This is a genomic window from Alteromonas sp. W12 (assembly GCF_001924945.1).
GTDB classification, from domain to species: domain Bacteria; phylum Pseudomonadota; class Gammaproteobacteria; order Enterobacterales; family Alteromonadaceae; genus Alteromonas; species Alteromonas macleodii.
Genome location: NZ_LQXH01000010.1, coordinates 130,170 through 151,299, shown reverse-complemented (window position 1 = coordinate 151,299; position 21,130 = coordinate 130,170). Strand labels below are relative to the sequence as shown.

The 21,130-nt window shown below is 44.9% G+C and carries 22 protein-coding genes; 7 read left to right on the top strand and 15 right to left on the bottom strand.

Annotated features, from left to right (window positions below):
- Positions 1-187 precede the first annotated feature (187 nt).
- Positions 188-994 carry a serine O-acetyltransferase gene (gene cysE, locus AWH61_RS16140; RefSeq protein ID WP_014947845.1) on the top strand — a complete coding sequence of 269 codons (807 nt, stop codon included), beginning with the start codon at positions 188-190 and terminating at the stop codon, positions 992-994.
- 98 nt (positions 995-1,092) lie between these two features.
- Here the strand turns inward: cysE and AWH61_RS16135 are convergent, their stop codons facing one another.
- The 9 genes from AWH61_RS16135 to AWH61_RS16095 all read right to left on the bottom strand — a co-directional run bounded on the left by AWH61_RS16135 (position 1,093) and on the right by AWH61_RS16095 (position 9,101).
- The gene (locus AWH61_RS16135; RefSeq protein ID WP_075177632.1) at positions 1,093-2,601 is read right to left on the bottom strand and encodes a sensor domain-containing diguanylate cyclase; all 1,509 of its coding nucleotides are present in this window, start codon (positions 2,599-2,601) and stop codon (positions 1,093-1,095) included.
- 168 nt (positions 2,602-2,769) lie between these two features.
- Entirely contained in the window at positions 2,770-3,510 is a 741-nt protein-coding gene (locus AWH61_RS16130) for an HAD-IA family hydrolase (RefSeq protein ID WP_014947847.1), read from the bottom strand.
- Positions 3,511-3,530: 20 nt separating this feature from the next.
- Positions 3,531-4,451, bottom strand: coding sequence for a tyrosine recombinase XerC (gene xerC / locus AWH61_RS16125; RefSeq protein ID WP_075177631.1), 921 nt, complete (start codon positions 4,449-4,451; stop codon positions 3,531-3,533).
- Positions 4,452-4,456: 5 nt separating this feature from the next.
- Positions 4,457-5,152, bottom strand: a complete 696-nt coding sequence (locus tag AWH61_RS16120; RefSeq protein ID WP_014947849.1) for a DUF484 family protein — start codon at positions 5,150-5,152, stop codon at positions 4,457-4,459.
- A complete protein-coding gene (dapF, locus tag AWH61_RS16115; protein ID WP_014947850.1) occupies positions 5,149-5,979 on the bottom strand; it encodes a diaminopimelate epimerase in 831 nt (276 codons plus the stop codon). Before dapF ends, AWH61_RS16120 begins: the two co-directional genes overlap by 4 nt.
- 35 nt (positions 5,980-6,014) lie before the next feature.
- Complete coding sequence (lysA, locus tag AWH61_RS16110) at positions 6,015-7,265, bottom strand: diaminopimelate decarboxylase (RefSeq protein WP_075177630.1); 1,251 nt, start codon at positions 7,263-7,265, stop codon at positions 6,015-6,017.
- Positions 7,265-7,501 carry an LPS translocon maturation chaperone LptM gene (gene lptM, locus AWH61_RS16105; RefSeq protein WP_014947852.1) on the bottom strand — a complete coding sequence of 79 codons (237 nt, stop codon included), beginning with the start codon at positions 7,499-7,501 and terminating at the stop codon, positions 7,265-7,267. Before lptM ends, lysA begins: the two co-directional genes overlap by 1 nt.
- 12 nt (positions 7,502-7,513) lie before the next feature.
- A complete protein-coding gene (locus AWH61_RS16100; RefSeq protein WP_075177629.1) occupies positions 7,514-8,581 on the bottom strand; it encodes an MJ1255/VC2487 family glycosyltransferase in 1,068 nt (355 codons plus the stop codon).
- Between the two features lies 1 nt (position 8,582).
- Entirely contained in the window at positions 8,583-9,101 is a 519-nt protein-coding gene (locus tag AWH61_RS16095) for a phosphatase PAP2 family protein (protein ID WP_014947854.1), read from the bottom strand.
- A 352-nt stretch (positions 9,102-9,453) separates the two neighbouring features.
- Here AWH61_RS16095 and rraA point away from each other — a divergent pair, with 352 nt between their 5' ends.
- Together rraA and AWH61_RS16085 are read left to right on the top strand one after the other, a co-directional pair.
- The gene (gene rraA, locus AWH61_RS16090; protein WP_014947855.1) at positions 9,454-9,939 is read left to right on the top strand and encodes a ribonuclease E activity regulator RraA; all 486 of its coding nucleotides are present in this window, start codon (positions 9,454-9,456) and stop codon (positions 9,937-9,939) included.
- 88 nt (positions 9,940-10,027) lie between these two features.
- Positions 10,028-11,269: an ABC transporter substrate-binding protein gene (locus AWH61_RS16085; RefSeq protein ID WP_075177628.1), complete on the top strand. Its 1,242-nt coding sequence runs from the start codon at positions 10,028-10,030 to the stop codon at positions 11,267-11,269.
- Positions 11,270-11,300: 31 nt separating this feature from the next.
- Here the strand turns inward: AWH61_RS16085 and AWH61_RS16080 are convergent, their stop codons facing one another.
- From AWH61_RS16080 to mpl, 3 genes are all read right to left on the bottom strand, one after another.
- On the bottom strand, positions 11,301-12,110 hold the full coding sequence (locus tag AWH61_RS16080; protein ID WP_075177627.1) for a S1/P1 nuclease: 810 nt from the start codon (positions 12,108-12,110) through the stop codon (positions 11,301-11,303).
- 2 nt (positions 12,111-12,112) lie between these two features.
- Complete coding sequence (locus AWH61_RS16075; protein WP_014947858.1) at positions 12,113-12,745, bottom strand: flavin prenyltransferase UbiX; 633 nt, start codon at positions 12,743-12,745, stop codon at positions 12,113-12,115.
- Positions 12,746-12,816: 71 nt separating this feature from the next.
- Positions 12,817-14,175 (bottom strand): UDP-N-acetylmuramate:L-alanyl-gamma-D-glutamyl-meso-diaminopimelate ligase, encoded by a 1,359-nt coding sequence (gene mpl / locus AWH61_RS16070; protein WP_075177626.1) that lies wholly within the window; start codon positions 14,173-14,175, stop codon positions 12,817-12,819.
- Positions 14,176-14,486: 311 nt separating this feature from the next.
- On the opposite strand from mpl, the gene AWH61_RS16065 reads away from it, so the two are divergent.
- The 4 genes from AWH61_RS16065 to AWH61_RS16050 all read left to right on the top strand — a co-directional run bounded on the left by AWH61_RS16065 (position 14,487) and on the right by AWH61_RS16050 (position 17,727).
- Complete coding sequence (locus tag AWH61_RS16065) at positions 14,487-15,464, top strand: class 1 fructose-bisphosphatase (RefSeq protein ID WP_014947860.1); 978 nt, start codon at positions 14,487-14,489, stop codon at positions 15,462-15,464.
- Between the two features lie 130 nt (positions 15,465-15,594).
- Complete coding sequence (ppa, locus tag AWH61_RS16060) at positions 15,595-16,125, top strand: inorganic diphosphatase (RefSeq protein WP_014947861.1); 531 nt, start codon at positions 15,595-15,597, stop codon at positions 16,123-16,125.
- 141 nt (positions 16,126-16,266) lie between these two features.
- The gene (locus AWH61_RS16055) at positions 16,267-16,752 is read left to right on the top strand and encodes a DUF3299 domain-containing protein (RefSeq protein WP_075177625.1); all 486 of its coding nucleotides are present in this window, start codon (positions 16,267-16,269) and stop codon (positions 16,750-16,752) included.
- A gap of 27 nt (positions 16,753-16,779) precedes the next feature.
- Entirely contained in the window at positions 16,780-17,727 is a 948-nt protein-coding gene (locus AWH61_RS16050) for a dihydrodipicolinate synthase family protein (protein ID WP_075177624.1), read from the top strand.
- On the opposite strand, the gene AWH61_RS16045 is transcribed toward AWH61_RS16050, so the two are convergent.
- The 3 genes from AWH61_RS16045 to AWH61_RS16035 form a co-directional block, all read right to left on the bottom strand.
- The gene (locus tag AWH61_RS16045) at positions 17,724-18,422 is read right to left on the bottom strand and encodes a 2OG-Fe(II) oxygenase (RefSeq protein ID WP_075177623.1); all 699 of its coding nucleotides are present in this window, start codon (positions 18,420-18,422) and stop codon (positions 17,724-17,726) included. The two genes, AWH61_RS16050 and AWH61_RS16045, sit on opposite strands and share 4 nt — an antisense overlap.
- Before the next feature lie 22 nt (positions 18,423-18,444).
- On the bottom strand, positions 18,445-18,864 hold the full coding sequence (locus AWH61_RS16040; protein ID WP_075177622.1) for an acyl-CoA thioesterase: 420 nt from the start codon (positions 18,862-18,864) through the stop codon (positions 18,445-18,447).
- Positions 18,865-18,981: 117 nt separating this feature from the next.
- Complete coding sequence (locus AWH61_RS16035; RefSeq protein WP_170870517.1) at positions 18,982-20,853, bottom strand: winged helix-turn-helix domain-containing protein; 1,872 nt, start codon at positions 20,851-20,853, stop codon at positions 18,982-18,984.
- Between the last annotated feature and the right edge of the window lie 277 nt (positions 20,854-21,130).

The window sequence follows — 21,130 nt, the reverse complement described above, 5'->3', positions numbered from 1 at the left end:
ATTAATTCGATAAATTGATCGAATTATGCGCTTGGTCGGTATCACATCGGTATTGCATCACATCAAACTCAGGTAAACTTTTACGCGTTCCCTTTTGTCAGCATAGATATGCCCAGCAAGGAACAAGTTAGATTGCTTACTCAATTTTCTTATAGAACACAGCATTTTTATATAACGGGACATGCTCATGACCGCACTTACAACGCCCATCGATTTTTGGTCTACGCTGAAACAAGAAGCGCAAGTTGTTGCTGAAAAAGAGCCTTTGCTGTCTAGCTATGTGCATGCCAGTGTTCTTGCACATCACAACTTTGAATCGTCGCTAAGCTTTATTCTGTCGAACAAAATGGCAGACGACGTCATGCCTGCGCTCGCCATTCGTGAAGTTTTCGATGAAGCTTACTTGCTTGAGCCTGGCATCAGCGAAGCGGCTATTGCTGACATTCTAGCGATTAAGGCGCGGGATGCGGCGGTCAACGATTACCTTACCCCCTTACTTCACTTCAAAGGTTTCCATGCTGTGCAGGTGCATAGAATGGCGCATTACCTCTGGGTGCACGGTCGTCACCAGCTTGCTTTATTCTTACAAAGCCGCAACTCTGCAAGCTTTGGTGTAGATATCCACCCTGCTGCGCGTATTGGTAAAGGCGTCATGTTTGACCACGCAACTGGCATTGTAGTGGGCGAAACTGCAGTGGTTGAAGACAACGTATCTATTTTGCAGAGCGTTACATTAGGTGGTACCGGTAATGAGTCGGGCGACCGTCACCCTAAAATTCGCCAAGGCGTGTTAATTGGCGCTGGCGCCAAGATCCTTGGAAATATTGAGATAGGTGAAGGCTCAAAAGTAGGCGCTGGTAGCGTTGTACTTAATAGTGTTCCAGCTCACGTTACTGTGGTGGGTGTTCCAGCTAAAGTGGTTGGGAGACCGGTTTGTCAAAGTCCATGTGAATCCATGCGCCAAAACGTACTAGAAGATAACTCCCACGTATAAAATTGGGGTCAGAGTACATGTCTGCTTTCGTAATAATGGGGTCAGAGTACATTTTCGTCTTCAGGGGTTTTTGAGCGATTAAATGTACTCTGACCCCATTATTTGAGGGTTATTGTGTTGCCGCCTTTTTCTTTTGATGTGTAGAGCGCGCGGTCGGCGCGCTGAATAAGTGTCTCGAGTGTATCGCTTTGCTGCATGAGAGTGACGCCGAAGCTCGATGATAATGACACTTCTGAAATAACGATTGCGTTTATTCCTTCACGTACTTTTTCCACCAAATTAAGGGCGTTTTGCTCGCTGATATTAGGCAGAAGCAATACAAATTCGTCGCCGCCGAAACGGGCAAAAACATCAGCTTTACGCACAATATCCTTCGTCACCTGACTTAGTCGGCGCAATGCGTTGTCGCCGTCTACATGGCCTAATTCGTCGTTAATACGTTTAAACTTATCTAAATCAAACATAACGAAATAAAGCGAGCTTCCAGATTCACGGCTCTGAGCCATTTCTAGTGCGCTGCGCTGAGCCAAATACTCCCGCGTATAAGCTTGGGTTAAGGTATCCACAAAAACACGGTCTTTGAGCAGAGCATTGTCTGCTTGTAACTGAGGAATGGCTATACCAAACAACGCGTTGGCTGCAATAACGTTGAGTGCAAACTGATACACTTTGACGTAATCCATTAAGGCGAATATATGCACCAGCAAAACAATGCATAAGCTGCTTATTGCAAGGCTTAAAACATTGCGCTTCGTACTTTCAGTACACGCTATCCACATGTGGGTAATGGCGAGAAAAAAGATAGCAAATGCACTATCACGGGACTGGGTAAGTTTTGCCAGTAACATGACGAATAGTATGAGGGCCAAATTGATTGCCACTTTCTTAAAGTAGCTGTGTAAATCGGATGAAGCGCAGTTAGAAAATGCCAAGAGGTCTATTTTAGAAGCCGCACTTATTTTTACTAACAAGCCAGCAAAAAGAGGTGCAAGCACAACAACACCAGCCATATCCCCTATCCAAAAGGGCAGCATCGCATCTTTAATATCCGCCGCTGACATCTGATTAGTGAGAACAAGTGAACCAATGACAAGTTGCGTGGCAACTAACGACGAAATACAGCCGATAATTAAGAACGAGACGATTAATTGGGGTGTGGTGACGTCGGGTTTTCTCAATAGATGGCCGAGAACACTGGCTCCTGCATAGTAAGGAAGCATATGTGCAACGCCGAATAACACGCCGCCCCACATCATTTCTACGTTACTTAACGGCAGCGAGTAGTTATGACCATTCCAGACGGTAATCGCAATGGCGGCCACCATAATAGGCACTACCGCGCGCCAACCTAAAACTAAGAAGCATGCAAGGGTGTAGCCTGCCGCAGGAAACCAAACACTGGCGTGTTCAGTGTATTCAACAATGCGTCCAATTTGCCATATGGCAATCCAAGACAAGATAATAAATACATCTTGATACAAGCCAGACAGTGGCTTAAACGGCCAAAAAGAGCGACCTGTCTCGGCATGTTCATGAACATTCGAGGTTGGCTTATCTACCTTGGACGCTTGTTGCGACCCTGACTTCGAGATAGCAGGTTTTTCCATGAGGACACAAAAACTACGACTTCAGTTTTCAGTGTATAACGAGTGAGCGTTAAAATCTATACACCCTAAGTGCGGCTCTCTAGACCTTTAATAATGCGGCTTACTCAAAGGTTCACATCCCGCAAAAGAATGAGTAGTAGAGGTCTGTATTTTCGAGATAAATAGCGCCTAGACAAATTGAATAAGCTCTTCTAATGAATCAAGTTGAACGTGTGGAAGTACTGAAACGGGTTCTAATTTCAACTGCATTGGACGATTACATGCAAACCAAGCCGACTGATAGCCTGCATTAATGGCACCGAAGACGTCTTTAATAATATTATCGCCCACATGTAAAATGTGCGACGGCGTTACCTTTATCAGTGAGGCCGCTTCATCAAACATGTTTTGAGCAGGCTTCATAGGCCGTTCCACACTGGCGTGTAAGATCGCCGTGAAGTAACGGTCTAACCCTACTTTTTGCGCGTTTACATTGCCGTTAGTAATACCAACGAGCGGTAAGTGCTGGCTAAGTTTATCGAGGGTGTGGTGAACATTGCTGGCTAATGCAAAATCGCTTCTTGCGTCATAAAAACAATTAAAGCAGCTGTCTACAGCAGCACGTAATGCAGTGTCTTCTGTAGGGACTATTGATAACTGGTTTGCTGGCGTGCCAGATAGTGCAGCGTTTAAAACAACGCGACGAAGCTGCCCCATATCAGAAGCCAACCGCGCGTCTTTGGCGATAGCCGCACGTTTAAGCTGTAGCCAATCAAGTGATGTTAGCTTAGCCGCATGTTTGTGATGTTCAGCAATATGCGCTTGAAGGGCTTGCTCTGCGCGTCGAATAATAGGTTCATTATTGTAGAGGGTGTCATCAAGGTCGAAGGTCATAGCCTCGACGTTATTGATAGACCTGAAAAACTGCATGGGGAAACCTTCTAGTAGCGTTATTTCTTGTGTGCGCGAGGGTGAGCCGCGTCATAAACCTTAGCGAGATGCTGAAAATCCAGATGGGTATAAACTTGTGTCGTTGACAAGTTAGCATGACCTAATAGCTCTTGAACCGCACGCAAATCTCCGCTGGATTCTAATACGTGGGTAGCAAAGGAATGGCGCAGTTTGTGAGGGCTTACTTTTTGTGACAGCGACTGTTCGCTTGCCATTTTATCGAGGCGATTAGCGACTTGTCGATTGGATATGCGGGTTTTGCGCTTACTCACAAAGACCGCACTTTCGTAAGGTGATGCGTAGGCAGGGCGTACCTTTAACCATGCGTTAAGTGCTTTTTGTGCGTGTCGGCCTAACGGAAGTATTCGCTGTTTACTTCCTTTACCCATGACCTTCACGGTACCGTCCTTTAGACAGTCGGCCAAATTAAGCCCAGTCAGTTCGCTCAAGCGCAGTCCACAGCCATAAAGTAGCTCAAACATAGCCACATCACGTAATTGCATACCCTCATCGTCGTCACTGCTTCGGGGGGAGGCATTAAGAAGCTGCTGCATTTCATCTACGCTTAGTTGCTTAGGCAATGGCTTCCCTTGTTTCGGAGCTTGAATACCCTCTACAGGGTTGCTGAATAGTTGCTGATGATCGATAAGATATTGGCAGAAGGTTCTAAGTGCCGATAGGCGCAATGCTATACTGCGCGGGCTGTGCCCTGACATCTTTGCATCAGCCATTACCCGCTTTATGTCGCTTGGCGTTAGTCCCGACCACTCGTAAAGCCCAAGTAACTTTGCAACTTCGGTAAGCTGGCGCTGGTAGTTTTTGATGGTGTGAAGAGATAACCCACGTTCTACCTGTAGATGTAGCAGAAACTTATCTCGCCATTGCTGGCAAGGTTCGCTTATCAATGCGTCCGTAGACACTACACCTAATATCCCATCATTTCAGGCAAGATGATATTAAGCACTTGCTGAAGCTGTTGAAGTAACAAGGTGTCCATATCTGGGGTGAAGTGGCTGGCGTCACTGCTGCTAATACCTAAAATACCGAGTTCACGGTTGTCACCAAGCAGCATTAGCGCTACAGACTCCGCAGGGCTTTCTCCGAAAAGAAGCTGGCGTTCGTGCTGAGATAATCGACCAAAGAAAAAGTTGGTATTTTTAAAACGTTTTTCAGTAAATAAACGTTGCTGTAGTTCGGGGATCGCGTGCGGACCTTTAAAGCTTTTAATGACCGCCGACGACAATTGTAAACGCTCTTGAAGCACATCTTCCAAAGTAAACTGAACTTCGGCAACACTTTCACAGCGCAGAAGCTGCACGTTTAAATCGGTGTAAACGCGATATATTTTTTCGTTTTGTTTAGCGATGCTCACCAGCTGATTGAGTTTAAAATTAAGCTGCCTAACTTTCTTTCGAAGCTGATCGCTTTGAATTTCTACCAGTGAAACACTGCCTTTCTGCTCGTGGGGAAGCTTAATTTTTTCAAGAAGGTCGGGGTGCTCGGCAAAGAACTCAGGGTTTTGTAACAAGAACGCGCGCACATCGGCACTCGACAATTCCGTTGTGTCGTTAAATGGCTCAATCAATTGCGTAGCGTTAGACTGCCCTGATAATTCGCTCATAGATTTATATGTCCGTCGTACACGTGCTCAGCAGGCCCTGTCATTTTTAACACGTTATCTGGGCCAGGCCAGCGTATACGTAAACTGCCTCCGGGTAAGTCCACCCGCACGTCTTTTCCTAATTTACCCTGAATCTGGCCAATTGCAACCGCTGCACAAGCGCCGCTACCACAGGCCAAGGTCTCACCTGAACCTCGTTCAAATACGCGAAGTTTAATATGTGACTCATTGATTATTTGCATAAAGCCAACGTTTACGCCTTCAGGGAAACGTTCATGCTTTTCAACAAGCGGACCAATCTCGGCCACATTAGCAGTATCAACGTCGTCGACTTCCATCACGCAATGTGGGTTACCCATCGATGCCGAACCAATGAATAGCGTGCTCTCGCCGACTCGCAATATGTAGGTGTTTTCTTGCTTATTGGCTTTAAGTGGAATATTCGCAGGTTCGAATTCAGGTTTACCCATGTTCACAGTAACCTGACCATCTTTCTCAAGATACAGCACCATTTTTCCAGCTTTGGTGCTTACGACAATTTTGTTGCGATTAATGAGGCCTTTTTGCTTAACAAAACGTGCGAAGCAGCGCGCGCCATTGCCACACTGTTCTACTTCCGAACCGTCCGCGTTGAAGATACGATAGTGGAAGTCTTGCTCAGGATCGTAAGGCGGTTCCACCATCAACAGCTGGTCGAAGCCAATGCCGAAGTTTCGGTTAGCCAGTTGCTGAATTTTTTCTTTAGAGAAAAAGACGTTCTGAGTAACGTTATCAATAACCATGAAATCGTTACCCAAACCGTGCATTTTAGAAAATTGAACCTGCATTAAACGCGCATCTATCTTGTTAGTTTGTCTCTAGTTTACGGAAGTTTGTACTCACCTTGCCAGAGATCTTTTTGTTTTTCTCTTTCGCGAACCACAATTGCTTTGTCACCGTCTACCATAATCTCGGCTGGACGACAGCGACTGTTGTAGTTTGACGCCATAACAAAACCATAGGCACCGGCGCTGCGAACTGCAAGTAAGTCTGTTGGTTCAATAGCTAATTCACGATCTTTTCCTATAAAGTCACCAGTTTCACACACTGGGCCTACTACATCGTAAATACGTGGTGTTGCCGTAGTTTCTTCTTTTACAGGAATAATTTTTTGCCAAGCTGAGTAAAGTGCAGGGCGTAACAAGTCGTTCATTGCAGCGTCGACAATGGCGAAGCTTTTTTCTTCACCTTCTTTAATGAATTCAACTTCGGTAACTAAAATACCGGCGTTTGCTGCAATAGCGCGGCCTGGCTCAAGAATAAGCTTTAGGTTTTCACGGCCTACCATTTTTTCAGCCATGGCTTGTGCATAGGCTTTAGGATGAGGTGGTTGCTCGTTGTTATAAGTAACGCCAAGACCACCGCCCACATCTAAATGTTCAATGATAATGTTACGTTCAGCTAATTCATCAATAAGCAGAAGCAAGCGTTCTAAGGCGTCTACAAATGGGCCGATTTCTGTGAGCTGTGAGCCGATATGGCAGTCCATACCAACAACATTTAAATGAGGTAGCGATGCGGCCAATTCATAGGTAGCAAGCGCTCGCTCACGGGCAATACCGAATTTATTTGCCTTCAAACCTGTAGAAATATAAGGGTGAGTTTTGGCATCCACATCCGGGTTTATGCGCAGTGAAATAGGGGCTTTCACGCCCATTTCGCCCGCAACCTGGTTAATTCGATGAAGCTCTGGCTCTGATTCTACGTTGAAACACATGATGCCTTGTTGTAGCGCATAGCGAATTTCATCATGCTTTTTACCAACGCCTGAAAATACTACCTTACTTGCATCGCCGCCGGCCTCGATTACGCGAGCGAGTTCACCTGCTGAAACGATATCAAAGCCTGAACCTAATTTGGCTAGAACGCTTAATACACCGATGTTCGAATTCGCTTTTACCGCGTAACACACAAGGTGAGGATGCTCACCAATGGCATCATTAAATGCGTGCCAGTGACGCTCTAATGTTGCACGTGAATAGATGTAAACCGGCGTTCCATGCTGGGCTGCAATATCAGAAACAGCCACTTGTTCAGCATGAAGCTGACCTTGGCTGTAGGCGAAATAATCCACTAGTTCAGCTCTCCAGAAGTAGTTACGGGTGAAGTGTTATTGGTGTCAGAGTCGGCGCCGGTTTCTGCATTTTCAGAAGACGCTGGTTCAGCAGACGTGTTTTGTGCAGGCGCGTCAGGAATGTAGAGCGCCCCTTTGTAACCACAGCCACATAATGCTGTGAGTGTTAGCAAGAAAACAACTGACTTTTTAAGCACGAAAAATCCCGCGAAGAATACGACAAATGCCGCTATCATCGCATTGCGGCGTTAAATTGCAAGAGCCAATAATCGTTCTTGTGTTTTATCGCCATATCGAACGTTTTTCCAAAGCGCATCGCACAGGCTTTGCGTATCAGAAAAGTCTTTGTTTTTAAGCCAATCGATAAGAATGTTGGGGTTGTCTGGAAAGGCAATTGCTTCGTTGTCGGGAGCTTCTAGCCACTCTTCAACAATGTCGGTATCAAGTTGAAACAGGGTGTGGCATAAATCCAATTTATTTAACGTAAGCACATTCGATAGTTGCTCAAATTGGCCGTGTAAAGGTTTTATAAGCAGCTTCTTGCCCAGTTGAAGTGCCTCACTCGATAGCTCAAACCCCCCATTGGCGATTACGCCACTGGCGTGCTGTAGGGCTTTTTGAAAGTGCTTCTTAGATGTAGGGTGCCAATGAATATGTCCCACTTCTTTCGCTTCATCGATGTTCGGGTGAAAGCATTCGAAAACCTGATCGCTTAGCGGTTCCAACATTTGTTGAACATCTTCAATATCTTCAAAAGGCAAGTAAACAAGAACGTGGCCATTTCCCGAAGACACAATCGGCTTTTCTGCAACGAATGGCGGAATAATTGGTTGATTGAAGTGATACCAGTGCACACCCAGTTGAATCTCTGTTGGTGCAAACACTTTCATTAGCAAGGAATCGAAAATCGTGTTGCCACTTTTAGGGACGTCGTAGGCAAATGCAGCCTGATGGCTAATCGAAATAGAAGGTAGACCTTGCTGTTTAGCTGCCCACGCCGTAACGGGCTCAAAGTCATTGACCAGCAAATCGTAGTTGCTGGTATCAAAGGCTTTCACGTCTTTAATAAACTGGTTTACATTTGCATCTTTAACGGTCGCCCATTTATCAACCCGGCCTCCTTTGGTGATAAAGCTCAGGCCAGTAAAGGTTCGGTATTCTCCGAATATTTCCATGTCGAAATACTTCTCAGGGGGACGACCGGTAAACACAAAGTCAACGTTAATGTCATCGCGCTGTGCCAGAGCTGCAGCCATTATTCGCGCACGGGCGATGTGTCCGTTACCGGTGCCTTGCACACCATACAATAATCTCATGCTACCCCAGAATAGAAATGCTCAACGTTGCTATTGTAACGCCTAAAAGTGTCCCTGCGATCACGTCTGACGGGTAATGAACACCCAGTAACACACGTGAAAGACCAATTAACGCGGCCCAGCTGTAAGCCAATACCGCAAACGACGGATAATAATGAGCCACTATGCTCGCCATCAATGTGGCTGCTGCCGTGTGGCCTGAAGGAAGAGAGAATTTATCAGAAGGCGTGACATGTGCTGTTAAATTCATTAGAAAATCGCAAGGGCGAGGGCGCTTGAACATTTTCTTAAGCAGCACATAAATGGGTAATTCCAGCGCATAAGCCATCAGCGCTGTGTAGAGGAAAAGCTCACCGTGTTCAGGCTCAAATGCCCAAAGCAGCGCACCGATAACAAGGTACAGGTAACCATCGCCGGTTTTCGACAGCCAGATAATACTTCTGCAGTCTCTTTTTTGCGTCAGTTTGTACAGGCGATAAAACAAGTCAGTATCGTATTTGGTCAAGGATTTAATCAACATCGCCTTGTCCCCTATCGGTTAATTACTGCACAGGCTAAAGTTCATCTGTGACCAGTGGGTGACGAAAAAAAGAAACTTTTTTGACAGCGAGCCTCGCTTTTACTTTTTCTTTTGTCCTGGCGAACAGATATTGGGAATGGCTGTAAAAGACAAAAAGCTAAGCAAAATATGTGCTCATTTTGGGGAGGGGAGAGCAAGTTTTGATGAGTTTTAAAAAAAGTGGAAAATTCGACGAAAGGCGTTAAATCAAACGTTTGCATTGCCACATTTAATGCTATGCTAGTTTTAGAAGCGTAAGCAGCGCTTTGTTTTCACTTAATTTTAGTCTTCTCAATTTTAGTAAGGCAGAACGATGGAATACAACACATCTGAATTATGCGATTTGTTTGCTGATAGCGTAGACGTGGTAGATCCAATTTTCGCGAGCTTTGGTGGCCGGTATTCTTTCGGTGGTGAAATTACCACAATTAAATGCTTTGAAGACAGAGGCCTTATCGACCGAGTACTTGCTCAGCCCGGCGCTGGAAAAGTACTGCTTATTGATGGCGGTGGTTCTAGCCGTCGTGCACTGTTCGATGCATCCTCTGCTCAAGTTGCAATCGACAACGATTGGGAAGGGGTTGTGATATACGGCAGCGTGCGAGAAGTTGATAGCCTTGCCGAATTAGATATCGGTGTTTTGGCGGTAGCCGCCATTCCAGTAAATGCTGAGTGTGAAAGTATTGGTGAGGTAGACGTGCCCGTTAACTTTGGTGGCGTTACGTTTTTACCAGAAGATCATTTGTATGCTGATAGCACGGGCGTTATTCTCTCTCCTGAACCTCTCGATCTGGACTGAGTGCCATAAATAGCGCGTAATTTTAGGGGCGCACCTAGCGTTTATTAACCGATAAGTTCTGCAAACTCAGTTTAAGCAGGGGCTTTTGGTGCGAGTAATTTACGGGTTATATCCTTTTTATCTTACCGTTTTTTTGGCTATGTTGGCCTTGCCCTCAAAGGCAGAGACGCTTACTGTCGGATGGCTGAATGATAACGTTAACGAACGTTATTTAATCTCTGACATTGAGCAAGAATTTGCCAAAATAGCGCCTGATATTACGCTCAATGCGGTGGGCGTACATACCGATAAGTATAAGCAGCAAGTTCTCAAATGGCTTAAAACGGGTGAAGGGCCAGACGTACTTTATTGGTATGGCGACGAGCGGCTGCTCGACCTTGTTCGCAGTGGATGGGTGAGCGACATAAGTGACGTTTGGCAAGCACAGCGACTAACAGATGCGTTTAGAGTGTCGGTGTCCTCTCAAGTTAGCCTTAATGGCCGCTTCTACGCTATTCCGGTATCCCATTATCCGTGGTCATTTTTTTATAATGCTGAGCTTTTTGATTCTCTGGGACTTGCTGCACCAAATACGTGGGACGAATTTCTTCACCTCTGTCAGGCTTTAAAAGAGAAAGGTATTACGCCCATAGCCATTGGGTATGATGCGCCGTGGGTATTAACAAGCTGGTTTGAATTCATTAGTCTACGGCTTTATGGAGAGTCCTTTCACCACGAACTGTTATCAGGCCGTGTCTCATATAAAGATGAGCGAGTCGTGCAGGTTTTTCTTCTGTGGAAAGTACTCATTGATAAGGGCTATTTCATGGATACGGGAGAGAACATGGACTGGTATGATCCCATGCCTTATCTATACCGAGGCTTGGCAGGCGTTACGTTAATTGGACATTTTCTAAGCTCTCGTATTCCTGAAAGTGCAGAGTCAAAAATTAGGATATTTTCTTTCCCAGAGCTCAGTCCTGGTCAAGAAACCATTGAGCTAGCTCCTTTGGATGTGTTTTTTGTTCGGGCTAGTTCTTCGAAGCAAAAAGCGGCGCGACAATTTTTGTCGTTCATGGCTACACACAAGGCCCAGTCGCGATTTAATCTTCACGCAGGGGGATTTTCTCCTTTGGCGGGAAGTGAGCATTTTCCGAATTACTTTAATGATATGGGGGCAAAGCAGTTAAATACGGCAGAAAGCACAAGTGCATATTTCGATAGGGTCGTGCCTCACGAATTCGCAGAACCTGCCATGACACTGTTGAGAGACTTTATGAAATCAGCAGATGTAGGTAGTACGACAGAGGCTCTTGAAGCGCTAAGGTTGGAAGTGTATCAGCTCGATTAACTGCGAGATGCTAATCGAGCTTAACTTTTGACTAGTGCTCTGCTTCGTCAAACACGCTGTTCAAATACATGGCAATGCGAATTCCGGCCATCTGCAAACGCTTTTTAGCAGTAGGCAGGTGGTTGTATAAGTAGTCATAGCTCATATTGTTTGCGTCATCAGGATAAATGGTATCGCGAATAGCGGTGCTTTCTTCAATCCACACCATAGGGTCGGTGGTGGCCCAACTGCGAATATCCTTAGCCGTAATAGCTTTTGTTAACCAAGACGTCCACTCTGAGTACGACAGATCGCGCTGATCTAGCATTTGCGAGTCCCACACGCGATGTAAGTTAGAGTCTTGCCAGAAGAAGCGCACTTTTACATCGTTACCGCCACGATCAGTTCCGTTTCCGGCATGAAGCGGCTGATGAAGGTCGCCAATAATATGTACAATGAACTGAAGGGCCAGACGCTTTTCTTCAACGGTGGCGGAGTCGTTCTTTAACGTTTCAGTAAACTGCTTTAACGCGGTAACTGCATCACCTTGCTTTGGTGCGCCAACTTCTTCGTAGGTCTTTCCTTCAGGTACAGATACATAGTGCCAAGGGCTAGCGGTTTTCTGCCAAAATTCGCTGGGGTCAGAACGCATTTCGTCAGCGTGAGTTGAGGCTTCAGCCAACGAACCGTGTGGTAATAACTCCATTAGTGCAGCTTGTGAAAGAGGGCTAAGATATTGCTCGGCAATAGCGCCAGTCACTCGGTGACCGGTTTGCCCCCATCCGAAAGCGGGTGATGAAATACACAATGTAAATAGCGTGCTCAGCGCAACTGCGCAAATCCTGTTTGCAAACGCGAACATGGTTAATCCTCAGAATGTTTGGAAGACTGGTAGCCCCATCTTGCGACAAGAGACTGCTCAATACCTAGGTGGTCTAGTATGCGCGCCACCACAAAATCTACCAAGTCATCGATAGTTTTAGGATTGTGATAAAAGCCAGGCGCTGCAGGCATAATAGTAGCACCCATTTGCGAAAGCTTGAGCATATTTTCTAGATGAATAGAAGAAAGTGGCATTTCACGGGGCACCAAAATAAGTTGTCCACGCTCTTTTAGAACGACATCAGCTGCGCGCTCAATAAGGTTGTCGCTAGCGCCAATGCTAATGGCAGACAGGGTGCCTGTTGAACACGGGCAAACCACCATTTTTGCGGGGGCCGCTGAGCCTGAAGCTACTGGTGAAAACCACTCTTCTTTGCCAAAAACCTTGATTTGGTCTGGCTTTGCATTGCAATGCTCGGCAAAAAACGCGGCTGCGTCTTCGGGTCGCCCGGGTATCTTGACGTTCTCTTCGGTGGCAAACACCACTTTGGCAGCGGAAGAGATTAATACATACACTTGGTAATCGGCGTTAACTAGCGATTTCAATAGTGTAAGCGCATAAGGCGCGCCCGATGCGCCTGTGATAGCAAGCGTGACTTGCTTGTCATGTTTCATTGTATAGCCTCTGTAGATGACAAGCATAATGCGCTTGTCTATCGGGTAACACTTCGTTTTATTCTGTCTATTTACAATTTGGACTTCATTTTCAGAGCGTCGAGTATTCGGCCATGAATGCCTTCAAAACCGCCGTTACTCATTACAAGAATATGATCGCCCGGTTGTGCTACGTTGCAAACGCCTTGAACGATCTTCTCTACATCTCTGAAGCAGTGCGTAGGCGCGTTGCTGTGCGCTACCGAATCGACTAACGACCAGTCCATGCCTTCAGGTTCATAAAGGTAAACCTCATCGGCTTTCTGCCATGAGTTTGCCAGCGTATCTTTGTGCACGCCCATTTTCATCGTATTAGAGCGCGGCTCTAGCACAGCCAGAATACGGGCATTACCCACTTTCTTGCGCAGTCCATCAAGTGTAGTCGCAATTGCAGTAGGGTGGTGTGCAAAGTCGTCATAAAGGGTGATGTTGTTTACTTCACCCTTTACTTCCATGCGACGCTTAACATTCTTAAAAAATGATAAGGCGTCTATGGCATCAGGTAAGGTAACACCTGCATGGTGGGCGGCAGCTATGGCCATTAAAGCATTGTCCACATTGTGTTGACCAACCAGAGCCCAGGTTACCGTTCCAGCTATAACGCCGTTATGTAATACATTGAATTCACTGCCGTCTTTCTTTAACAGTTCTGCATGCCACTCTTTGCCCAACGATTGGCGAGAAGACCAGCAACCTCTCTTGAGCATATCCTCAATTGCGGGCGTATTGTTAGGTGTAAGAATAAGCCCGTTTTCTGGCACCATGCGAACCAAATGGTGAAACTGGGTTTGAATAGCCCCAAGGTCAGCAAAAATATCTGCATGGTCAAACTCAAGGTTGTTAATTACCAAGGTTTTTGGACGATAGTGTACGAACTTAGAACGCTTATCGAAAAATGCGCTGTCGTATTCGTCAGCTTCAATGACAAAAAAGGGGCTTTTACCCACGCGAGCCGATACGCCAAAATTCTCTGGTACGCCGCCAATCAAATAACTGGGATTAAGACCAGCGTGTTCTAAAATCCACGCGACCATACTGCTAGTAGTCGTTTTACCGTGGGTACCTGATAACCCAATTACCCAACGATCTTTTAGTAAGTTATCAAGCAACCATTGTGGGCCACTGGTATAAGGAAGATTTCTATTTAACACGTATTCGACGGCGGGGTTACCACGCGACATCGCGTTACCAATCACTACCATATCTGGCGCTGGATCAAACTGGCTTTCGCAATAACCTTCGGTCAACTCGATGCCTAATGCTTCAAGCTGGGTGCTCATGGGCGGATAAACGTTTTTATCAGACCCTGTTACTTTGTGGCCGAGTGATTTAGCAATAGCGGCGATGCCGCCCATAAAACTTCCACAAATGCCTAAAATATGTACATGCATAGCGCATTCTCAATGAATTATCATGTTATTGGGGTACTGTATCAGAACCCCGTGGCCTAAAGATAATTCAATTTTAATCATTCAATAAATGCCTTAAGCCGTTGTAATACGCTAAACACCTATGAATCTATGATGTGCAAACTGGTATGGTGTGTGTATGACATTTTACGGGCGTGTTCCACTTACCAAAGAACACGGTTACAATCTAACCACAGGTTTAAAACCTGTGTGTGCTTCAGACAAACGCCGGTAAGGAAAGCTGAGCGACTGGTAGCACAACACCCTACACACGAAAAAAAGGCTTACATTCAATGAAACGTTTAAATTCCCAATTGCAACAAGACGGTGCACCGCTTGAGTTAATTTTACTCATTCGTACACTGCTAGCGGGCTGTAAAGAAATTTCTTTCCGCGTGAGTCAAGGCGCACTTGCTGGCGTGCTCGGTTCAACCCTTTCAGAAAACGTACAGGGCGAAACACAGAAAAAGCTCGACGTTATCTCTAACCACATTTTAAAAGACACGCTAAGGGAATCTGGCTACGTAAAAGCCATTTCTTCTGAAGAAGAAGATGACGTTGTGCCGTGTAATCCAGACGGTAATTACTTAGTAAGCTTCGACCCGCTAGATGGGTCGTCAAACACTGAAATTAACAGCCTAATCGGTACTATTTTCTCTATTACCCATGCGCCTCAGTGGATGAAACCAGATGATCCGTCTGCTTTCTTACAGCCTGGAACGCAGATGGTAGCTGCAGGCTATGTGCTGTATGGCCCGTCTACTATGCTGGCGTTGACGACGGGTCGCGGCACGCACATTTATACGCTTGATAAAACCCACGGTGGTTTCCTGCTTACTCACCCTAATATTCAAGTACCTGAGCAAACGTCAGAGTTTTCGATTAATGCGTCGAACCAGCGTCATTGGGAACCTGCAATGCAGGCATACATTGCCGACCTTCTAGCAGGTAAAGATGGCCCTAGAGGCAAAAACTTTAATATGCGCTGGGTAGCGGCAATGGTGGGTGATATCCATCGTTTGCTTTGTCGCGGTGGCATCTTTATGTATCCATTCGATAACAGGGACCCGTCTAAGCCAGGTAAGTTACGCTTGCTTTACGAAGCCAACCCGATGGCGTTCTTAATGGAGCAAGCAGGTGGAAAAGCAGAAACAGGCACTGGCCGAATTCTGGAAGTTATGCCTGAAGAAATTCATCAACGTGTACCGTGCATTATCGGCTCTAAAGAAGAAGTTGAGATGTGCTTGAGCTACAACGACAACGCGAAATAGCGAAAAAGCAGCAAAATTTAACGAAAAATAAAGAGATTAGTACGACATGGGTCGTAAAGCGTTTTTATTTTGCTGCTGTCACCGTATACTTAACCCAAAATTTCTTATACATCATTGAAAGGACCAAAGAATGAGCTTGAGTGCTATTTCTGCTGGTAAAAACGTACCAGACGAAGTAAATGTGATCATCGAAATTCCAGCACACGCTGACCCGGTGAAGTACGAAGTAGACAAAGACACAGGTGCACTATTTGTTGACCGTTTCATGGCAACTTGCATGCACTACCCAACTAACTACGGTTACGTGAACAACACGTTGTCTGAAGATGGCGACCCAGTTGACGTTCTAGTAATGACTCCGTTCCCACTACTTGCAGGTTCTGTCATTAAGTGTCGTCCAGTTGGCGTACTAAACATGACTGACGAGTCTGGTAAAGACGCAAAAGTACTAGCGGTACCAGTAGACAAGCTTTCTACTATCTATCGTGACGTTAAAGAAATTGCAGACGTACCTCCGCTTCTTCTTAAGCAAATTGAGCACTTCTTCGAGCACTATAAAGATCTTGAAGAAGGCAAATGGGTGAAGATTGACGGTTGGGCAGACGCTGCCGCTGCAAAAGAAGAAATTACCGCAAGCATCGCGCGTTTCGAAGCAGAATAATTCACGCTGCTTTAAATTGATGATACAAAGGGCTGGTGTAATACCAGCCCTTTTTGTATGTGGCTAAAAAGTGAAGATTGAAAACGACAAGCAAAAGCCGATACAAAAAAGTGAACAAAATACTCAACGATAGAGAGCAGTATGATTCACCATAAATTATCCATGACTTCATTGTTTGCTGTAATAATGATGGTTGTAACTTTCAACTCTTTGGCAGATGAAGCTCCTACTGAAGTATACTGGGAAGACCTAGTGCCTGAGGGCTTTAATGAGCTCGCGCCACCTTCAGTTCAACACAATGGCGAGATGAGTCAGCTTCAGCCAGACGCACCCGTTGTCGATACCTTTGATGGTAAACGGGTGAAAATCCCGGGTTTTGTTGTGCCGCTAGAAGGTACGGCAGAGCTAACCACTGAGTTCTTACTTGTTCCATATTTCGGAGCCTGTATTCACGTACCACCGCCGCCGTCTAATCAAATTGTTTACGTAAAATTTGAAGAAGGTGTGCGCATAGATAATATTTACGATGCAATTTGGGTAACCGGCGAACTGTCGACTGACGGTTGGAAAGGCGACATTGCGTCTGTAGGTTACCGTTTGAAAGGCGAAGCCGTAGAAGGGTTTTAAGCATAAAACGTTTAAAAAGGATATCAGGTGTTTACAGGTTTATCAGCGTTTCCCATTACTCCATTCAAACAAGAAGCTATTGATTACAAAGCATTTAAAGGACTTGTTGAGAATTTGGCTTCGGCGAATGTAGATTCAATTTGCGCGATAGGCTCTACTGGGCTGTATCCTTATCTAACGCGAGGGGAAAAGTACGACGTAGCCAAGCTCGCCGTCGACCACGCAAAAGGCATTCCTGTTATGGCAGGCGTTGGGGCGCTGAGAACCTATGACGTGCTAAAAAACGTTGAAGCTGCGCAGCAAGCAGGTGTTAATGCTGTGCTGTTAGCACCCGTTTCCTATCAAGTGCTTAACGAAGAAGAAGTGTATGGCCTATATGAGGCAGTGAGTCACGAGGTATCTGTGCCTATCTGCGTTTACGAAAATCCTCGCGTGACTAATTTTACCTTCAGCGAAGATTTATACCGCCGCATAGGCAAATTGCCGAATATCGGGGCGATTAAAATACCCGGTACTCCGTTTGCCAAGAGCTCAATGGATAATAGTTCCAGCAAGGATATCCCACCCTCTGAAGTAAGCAGTAGCGAAGGCGCTCGTCGATTAGCATCATTACGAGAGATAATGCCTGCAAACATTGCTATAGGCGTGAGTGGTGATAGTTTTGGCGCAGCAGGAATGAGTGAAGGTTGTGACCTTTGGCTCTCTGTTATAGGGGGAATATTCCCGCGAACCGTAATGCGTATTATCGAGGCCGCTCAGTCTGGTAATGCTGTGGATGCACAGGCTCAGTCGCAAGAGTTAAACGAAATATGGAGCATGTTTGCGCGCAATGGCGGTGGTTTGCGTGTGGTTGCTGCCGCGGCAGAAATTTTGGGCTATTGTGAAACGCCTAGCTTGCCTGCACCCTTCTTACCTATCGACAAGAAAGAGTACAGCGAGCTGGAACGTATTATCGCGCAGTTGTCGTTAAGCTAGCCCTGCGTATATATCTGCTCAGCGCGGTTAAACAGAAGCCACGACGTTAGAATGTACTTGTCGTTACTTTTTGGAATTTGGCCGCGGTGAGTGTGTGTAAAATAGGCAGGCGCAATCACCATTCTGCCTGCTTTGGGCTTAACCGCGCGGTTTTGATAATAAAATTCCGTCTCGCCGCCTTCTTCCACATCATTTAAGTAGTACATAAACAGCAACACGCGGTGCAGCGCATCGTTATGTTGAAGCTGTGGATAGACTTCTGAATGCCAGTATGGGTAGCCACCATTGCCCGCGGTGTAGCGCTGTGCATTTACATCGCCAACCCGAAACAGGTAATTCACCAAATTAGCCAAATTGGGTTTACCCACTTCATCAAAATTTTCACCTGTTACTTTCACCGGTTCGCCAGTTTTGGGATGGCGTACGGTTAAGCCAATGGGCCCAACAAGCGCAAAATAGTATTTTTCAATATAGGCAACCAGCTGCTGCCCGGTGTGCTGCATCACTTGCTGAAATAAGTCTTTAAATTCCGGGTTGCGGCTTATCGATACATCCATGCTGCGCTTTTTATCTAAGTCGACGCCACCACCGGTGCGGCCTTGAGACAAATTAGGGCTGCTTTCAAAGCGTTCCATGAGTTGTTTGCACAGCTCTGGTGGTAACACATCATCAATAACTTCAATTAAATCGCTCATGGAGACCTCGTACTGCGCTTTATTACTGAGTTGGTACTTCTTTAAAGTGAGACTGTAGTTCTGATTTCACTTCATCCGGTATAGGCGCAGAGCGCTGTGTTTTATAGTCAAAATGCACCATGGTGGTAATGCCTGTTGAGCACAGCTTATCGTCTTGCCATAACTCTTGAAACACGTCGAACGCACTGTTGCCTAGCCGGCTAACGTAGGTTTTAACCGTCACAGGTTTGCCATAAAAAATTTGAGCTAAAAAATCGACTTTGTAGCTGGCTAAAATTAGCGGCCAATTTTGTAAGTCTAGTTCAGGGGTAAACATTCTGAAAATAGGCTCTCTGGCTGCTTCAAACCAAGCGACTAATGCTGTGTTACTTACATGCTGTAAGGCATCTGTTTCACAAAAACGTACGTCGAATGACGTAACTAATGGTACTGAATGGCTCATATTTTTTTAGTAGGGTTCGTTGTTTATTTAGCTTTCACTCTAGCATTATGGGATATACTTTTCAGTATCGAAAACGCATGTACGTCCTTTATTTAGTCCCTCATAAACTGAGAAACTTTATAAACCTAACTTAATTATTGATGAATTAACGCCTGACTGAGTCGCATATAAAATGTCACCTTTATATCCAATTACGCGTTTTAGCAATGCTCTAGATTGTAGCGAGGCAACTTTAACGTTTGTAGAAAGGTCAACAATGTGAGTTACTTCTCCCTCGCTGTACCAGTGGTGAAGCGTACCCTTATATTCAAAAATACGTTTTCTCATGGTCGGATTAGCGATGAATTCCCGTTTTTCATTCCTAATTGTATTTGATACGTTGTCTACGTACATGCAACCTTCTTTTGCTGGAAATATGCGCTCGCCTTGTGAGGCTATTTTTTCAAAAGCTTTAAGTGAAGTTTCAAATGAATAAATCCCGCTCGAAGCCTCTACCATCATACAATTCCCATTAGATACGATATCAATAACATCAAGGTCAGCAACCTCAATAAGTCCTTTGTCTTTTACCTTCCAAATCCCAGAAGCACCAGCTAGATATAAATCATTTTCGAAGAACGCTAAATGTCTAAATGATTTATCAGTTTCAATGTATTTAAGTTTTGATACATCGCCGTCTTTTCTCTGCTCAATAACATAGCCAAAATGAGTGAGACCCATAATAGAAAGTGTATCGTCTGTATACGTGAAATCTCGAACCCCGTCCTCTAAATGAAATTCGTATTTCTGTGAGTAACTGGTAATGAATTCTTTTGAAGCATTCCCGAGAGTTAGATGAAGATTACCATCAAAGAACAGAGGATCTGCTATCTTCACTGCTTGTGAAGCGAGCAGTAAAGAAGGTTCAAGATTCTGCTCAAGTACGTTGTTTTCCAGTCTTAATTGGAATAGTTCATTATGGTTACCGGTAAAAAAAAGCGTGTCCTCGGATAACGCAATAGAATATGGAATTGCAGCGTATTCGAAGATAGTTTTCTGCTGCCTATCTTTTAAGTAGATAAGTTTTGTTTGCTTTAAATGATCTTCCCTAAGAGAAAATAGCCCCTGGCGGTAAGCCTTAATGAATCCATCTATGTAGAAAGGGGAATTAGCGGCAAGGCCAATAACATCGTCTTGGGTTTCTAACCGCCTCGTTTTTAGGTCGTAAATAAAAGGTTTTATTGAGTCGCTTTTATTGAGGTTAAAGGTTATCCAAAATTTATTCTCATCTATCCAGTCAAATGAGGGATAAGCGTTTTGCCGATTGCAAGGTATTACGTCAATCAGGTTTTCGATAGGCTTCTCATATACATTGATCTTACATTTACCATCCTCTACGACATGGATAACTGTTTTACCCTCGTCACTAATTTCTAAACCTCTAAAGGCTCCGGGATAATCTGCGTGTTGGATTAATGTCTTTTGGCGATTTCGAGTTTTGAAAATAGAGGACGTGTTATTACCTCTTGTTGTTACATAGTAAGTTTCGCCAAACTTATCGTAATCTACAATATACTCGTCAGATGAGAAAACGGTTTGCTTAGCGAGCGCTTGAGTGTTAGATGAAGAGTCGGGGCGGTTGTATTCTTGGATGAGAAAGGCACACAGCGAGCATATCACGAGGCAGAATAAGGCAAACAAAATCTGCTTTCGAGGAATAGACGGTGCTTGGGAATGCTTAATGTCGAGGAATTCGAAGTCTAGCTGGTAACCCCTACCTCTCAAATTCTTAAAGTTATCCTTAGCAGAAAACTTTTTGCGTAAATCACTGATGAGACGTCTTACAGAGTTATGAGTAACAACTCTTTGCTCCCATACTTCGGCTTCTAAAGTCTGTGTACTTACGAAGCCATTCTCTGAATTAAAGAATGCGCTCAGTGCGGCCTGTTCATGAAATGAAAATACAATCTTACATCCATTTTTTGTGGCATGACTTAAATCGTCAGCCACTCTAAATCCATTTATTATATACATTTGCTACTTTCTTACTGAGGAAAAGCTGCTTTTCCCACTATAAACGTCAAAAATTTCGCTCAAATGATGAACGTGTAACCTACTGAAAAATCATTAATTTCACACTTTATCACAGAAGTTCACAACAATTAACTACGAAACTACCCTTAAACCGAAGATATTAGGTTCCGCCACTTACATTAAAAAATGAAGTGTGTGTTTTAGCGGTTAGAAAAGACTTAAAAAAGTTGGTAAGTAATAACATCAAACAGAA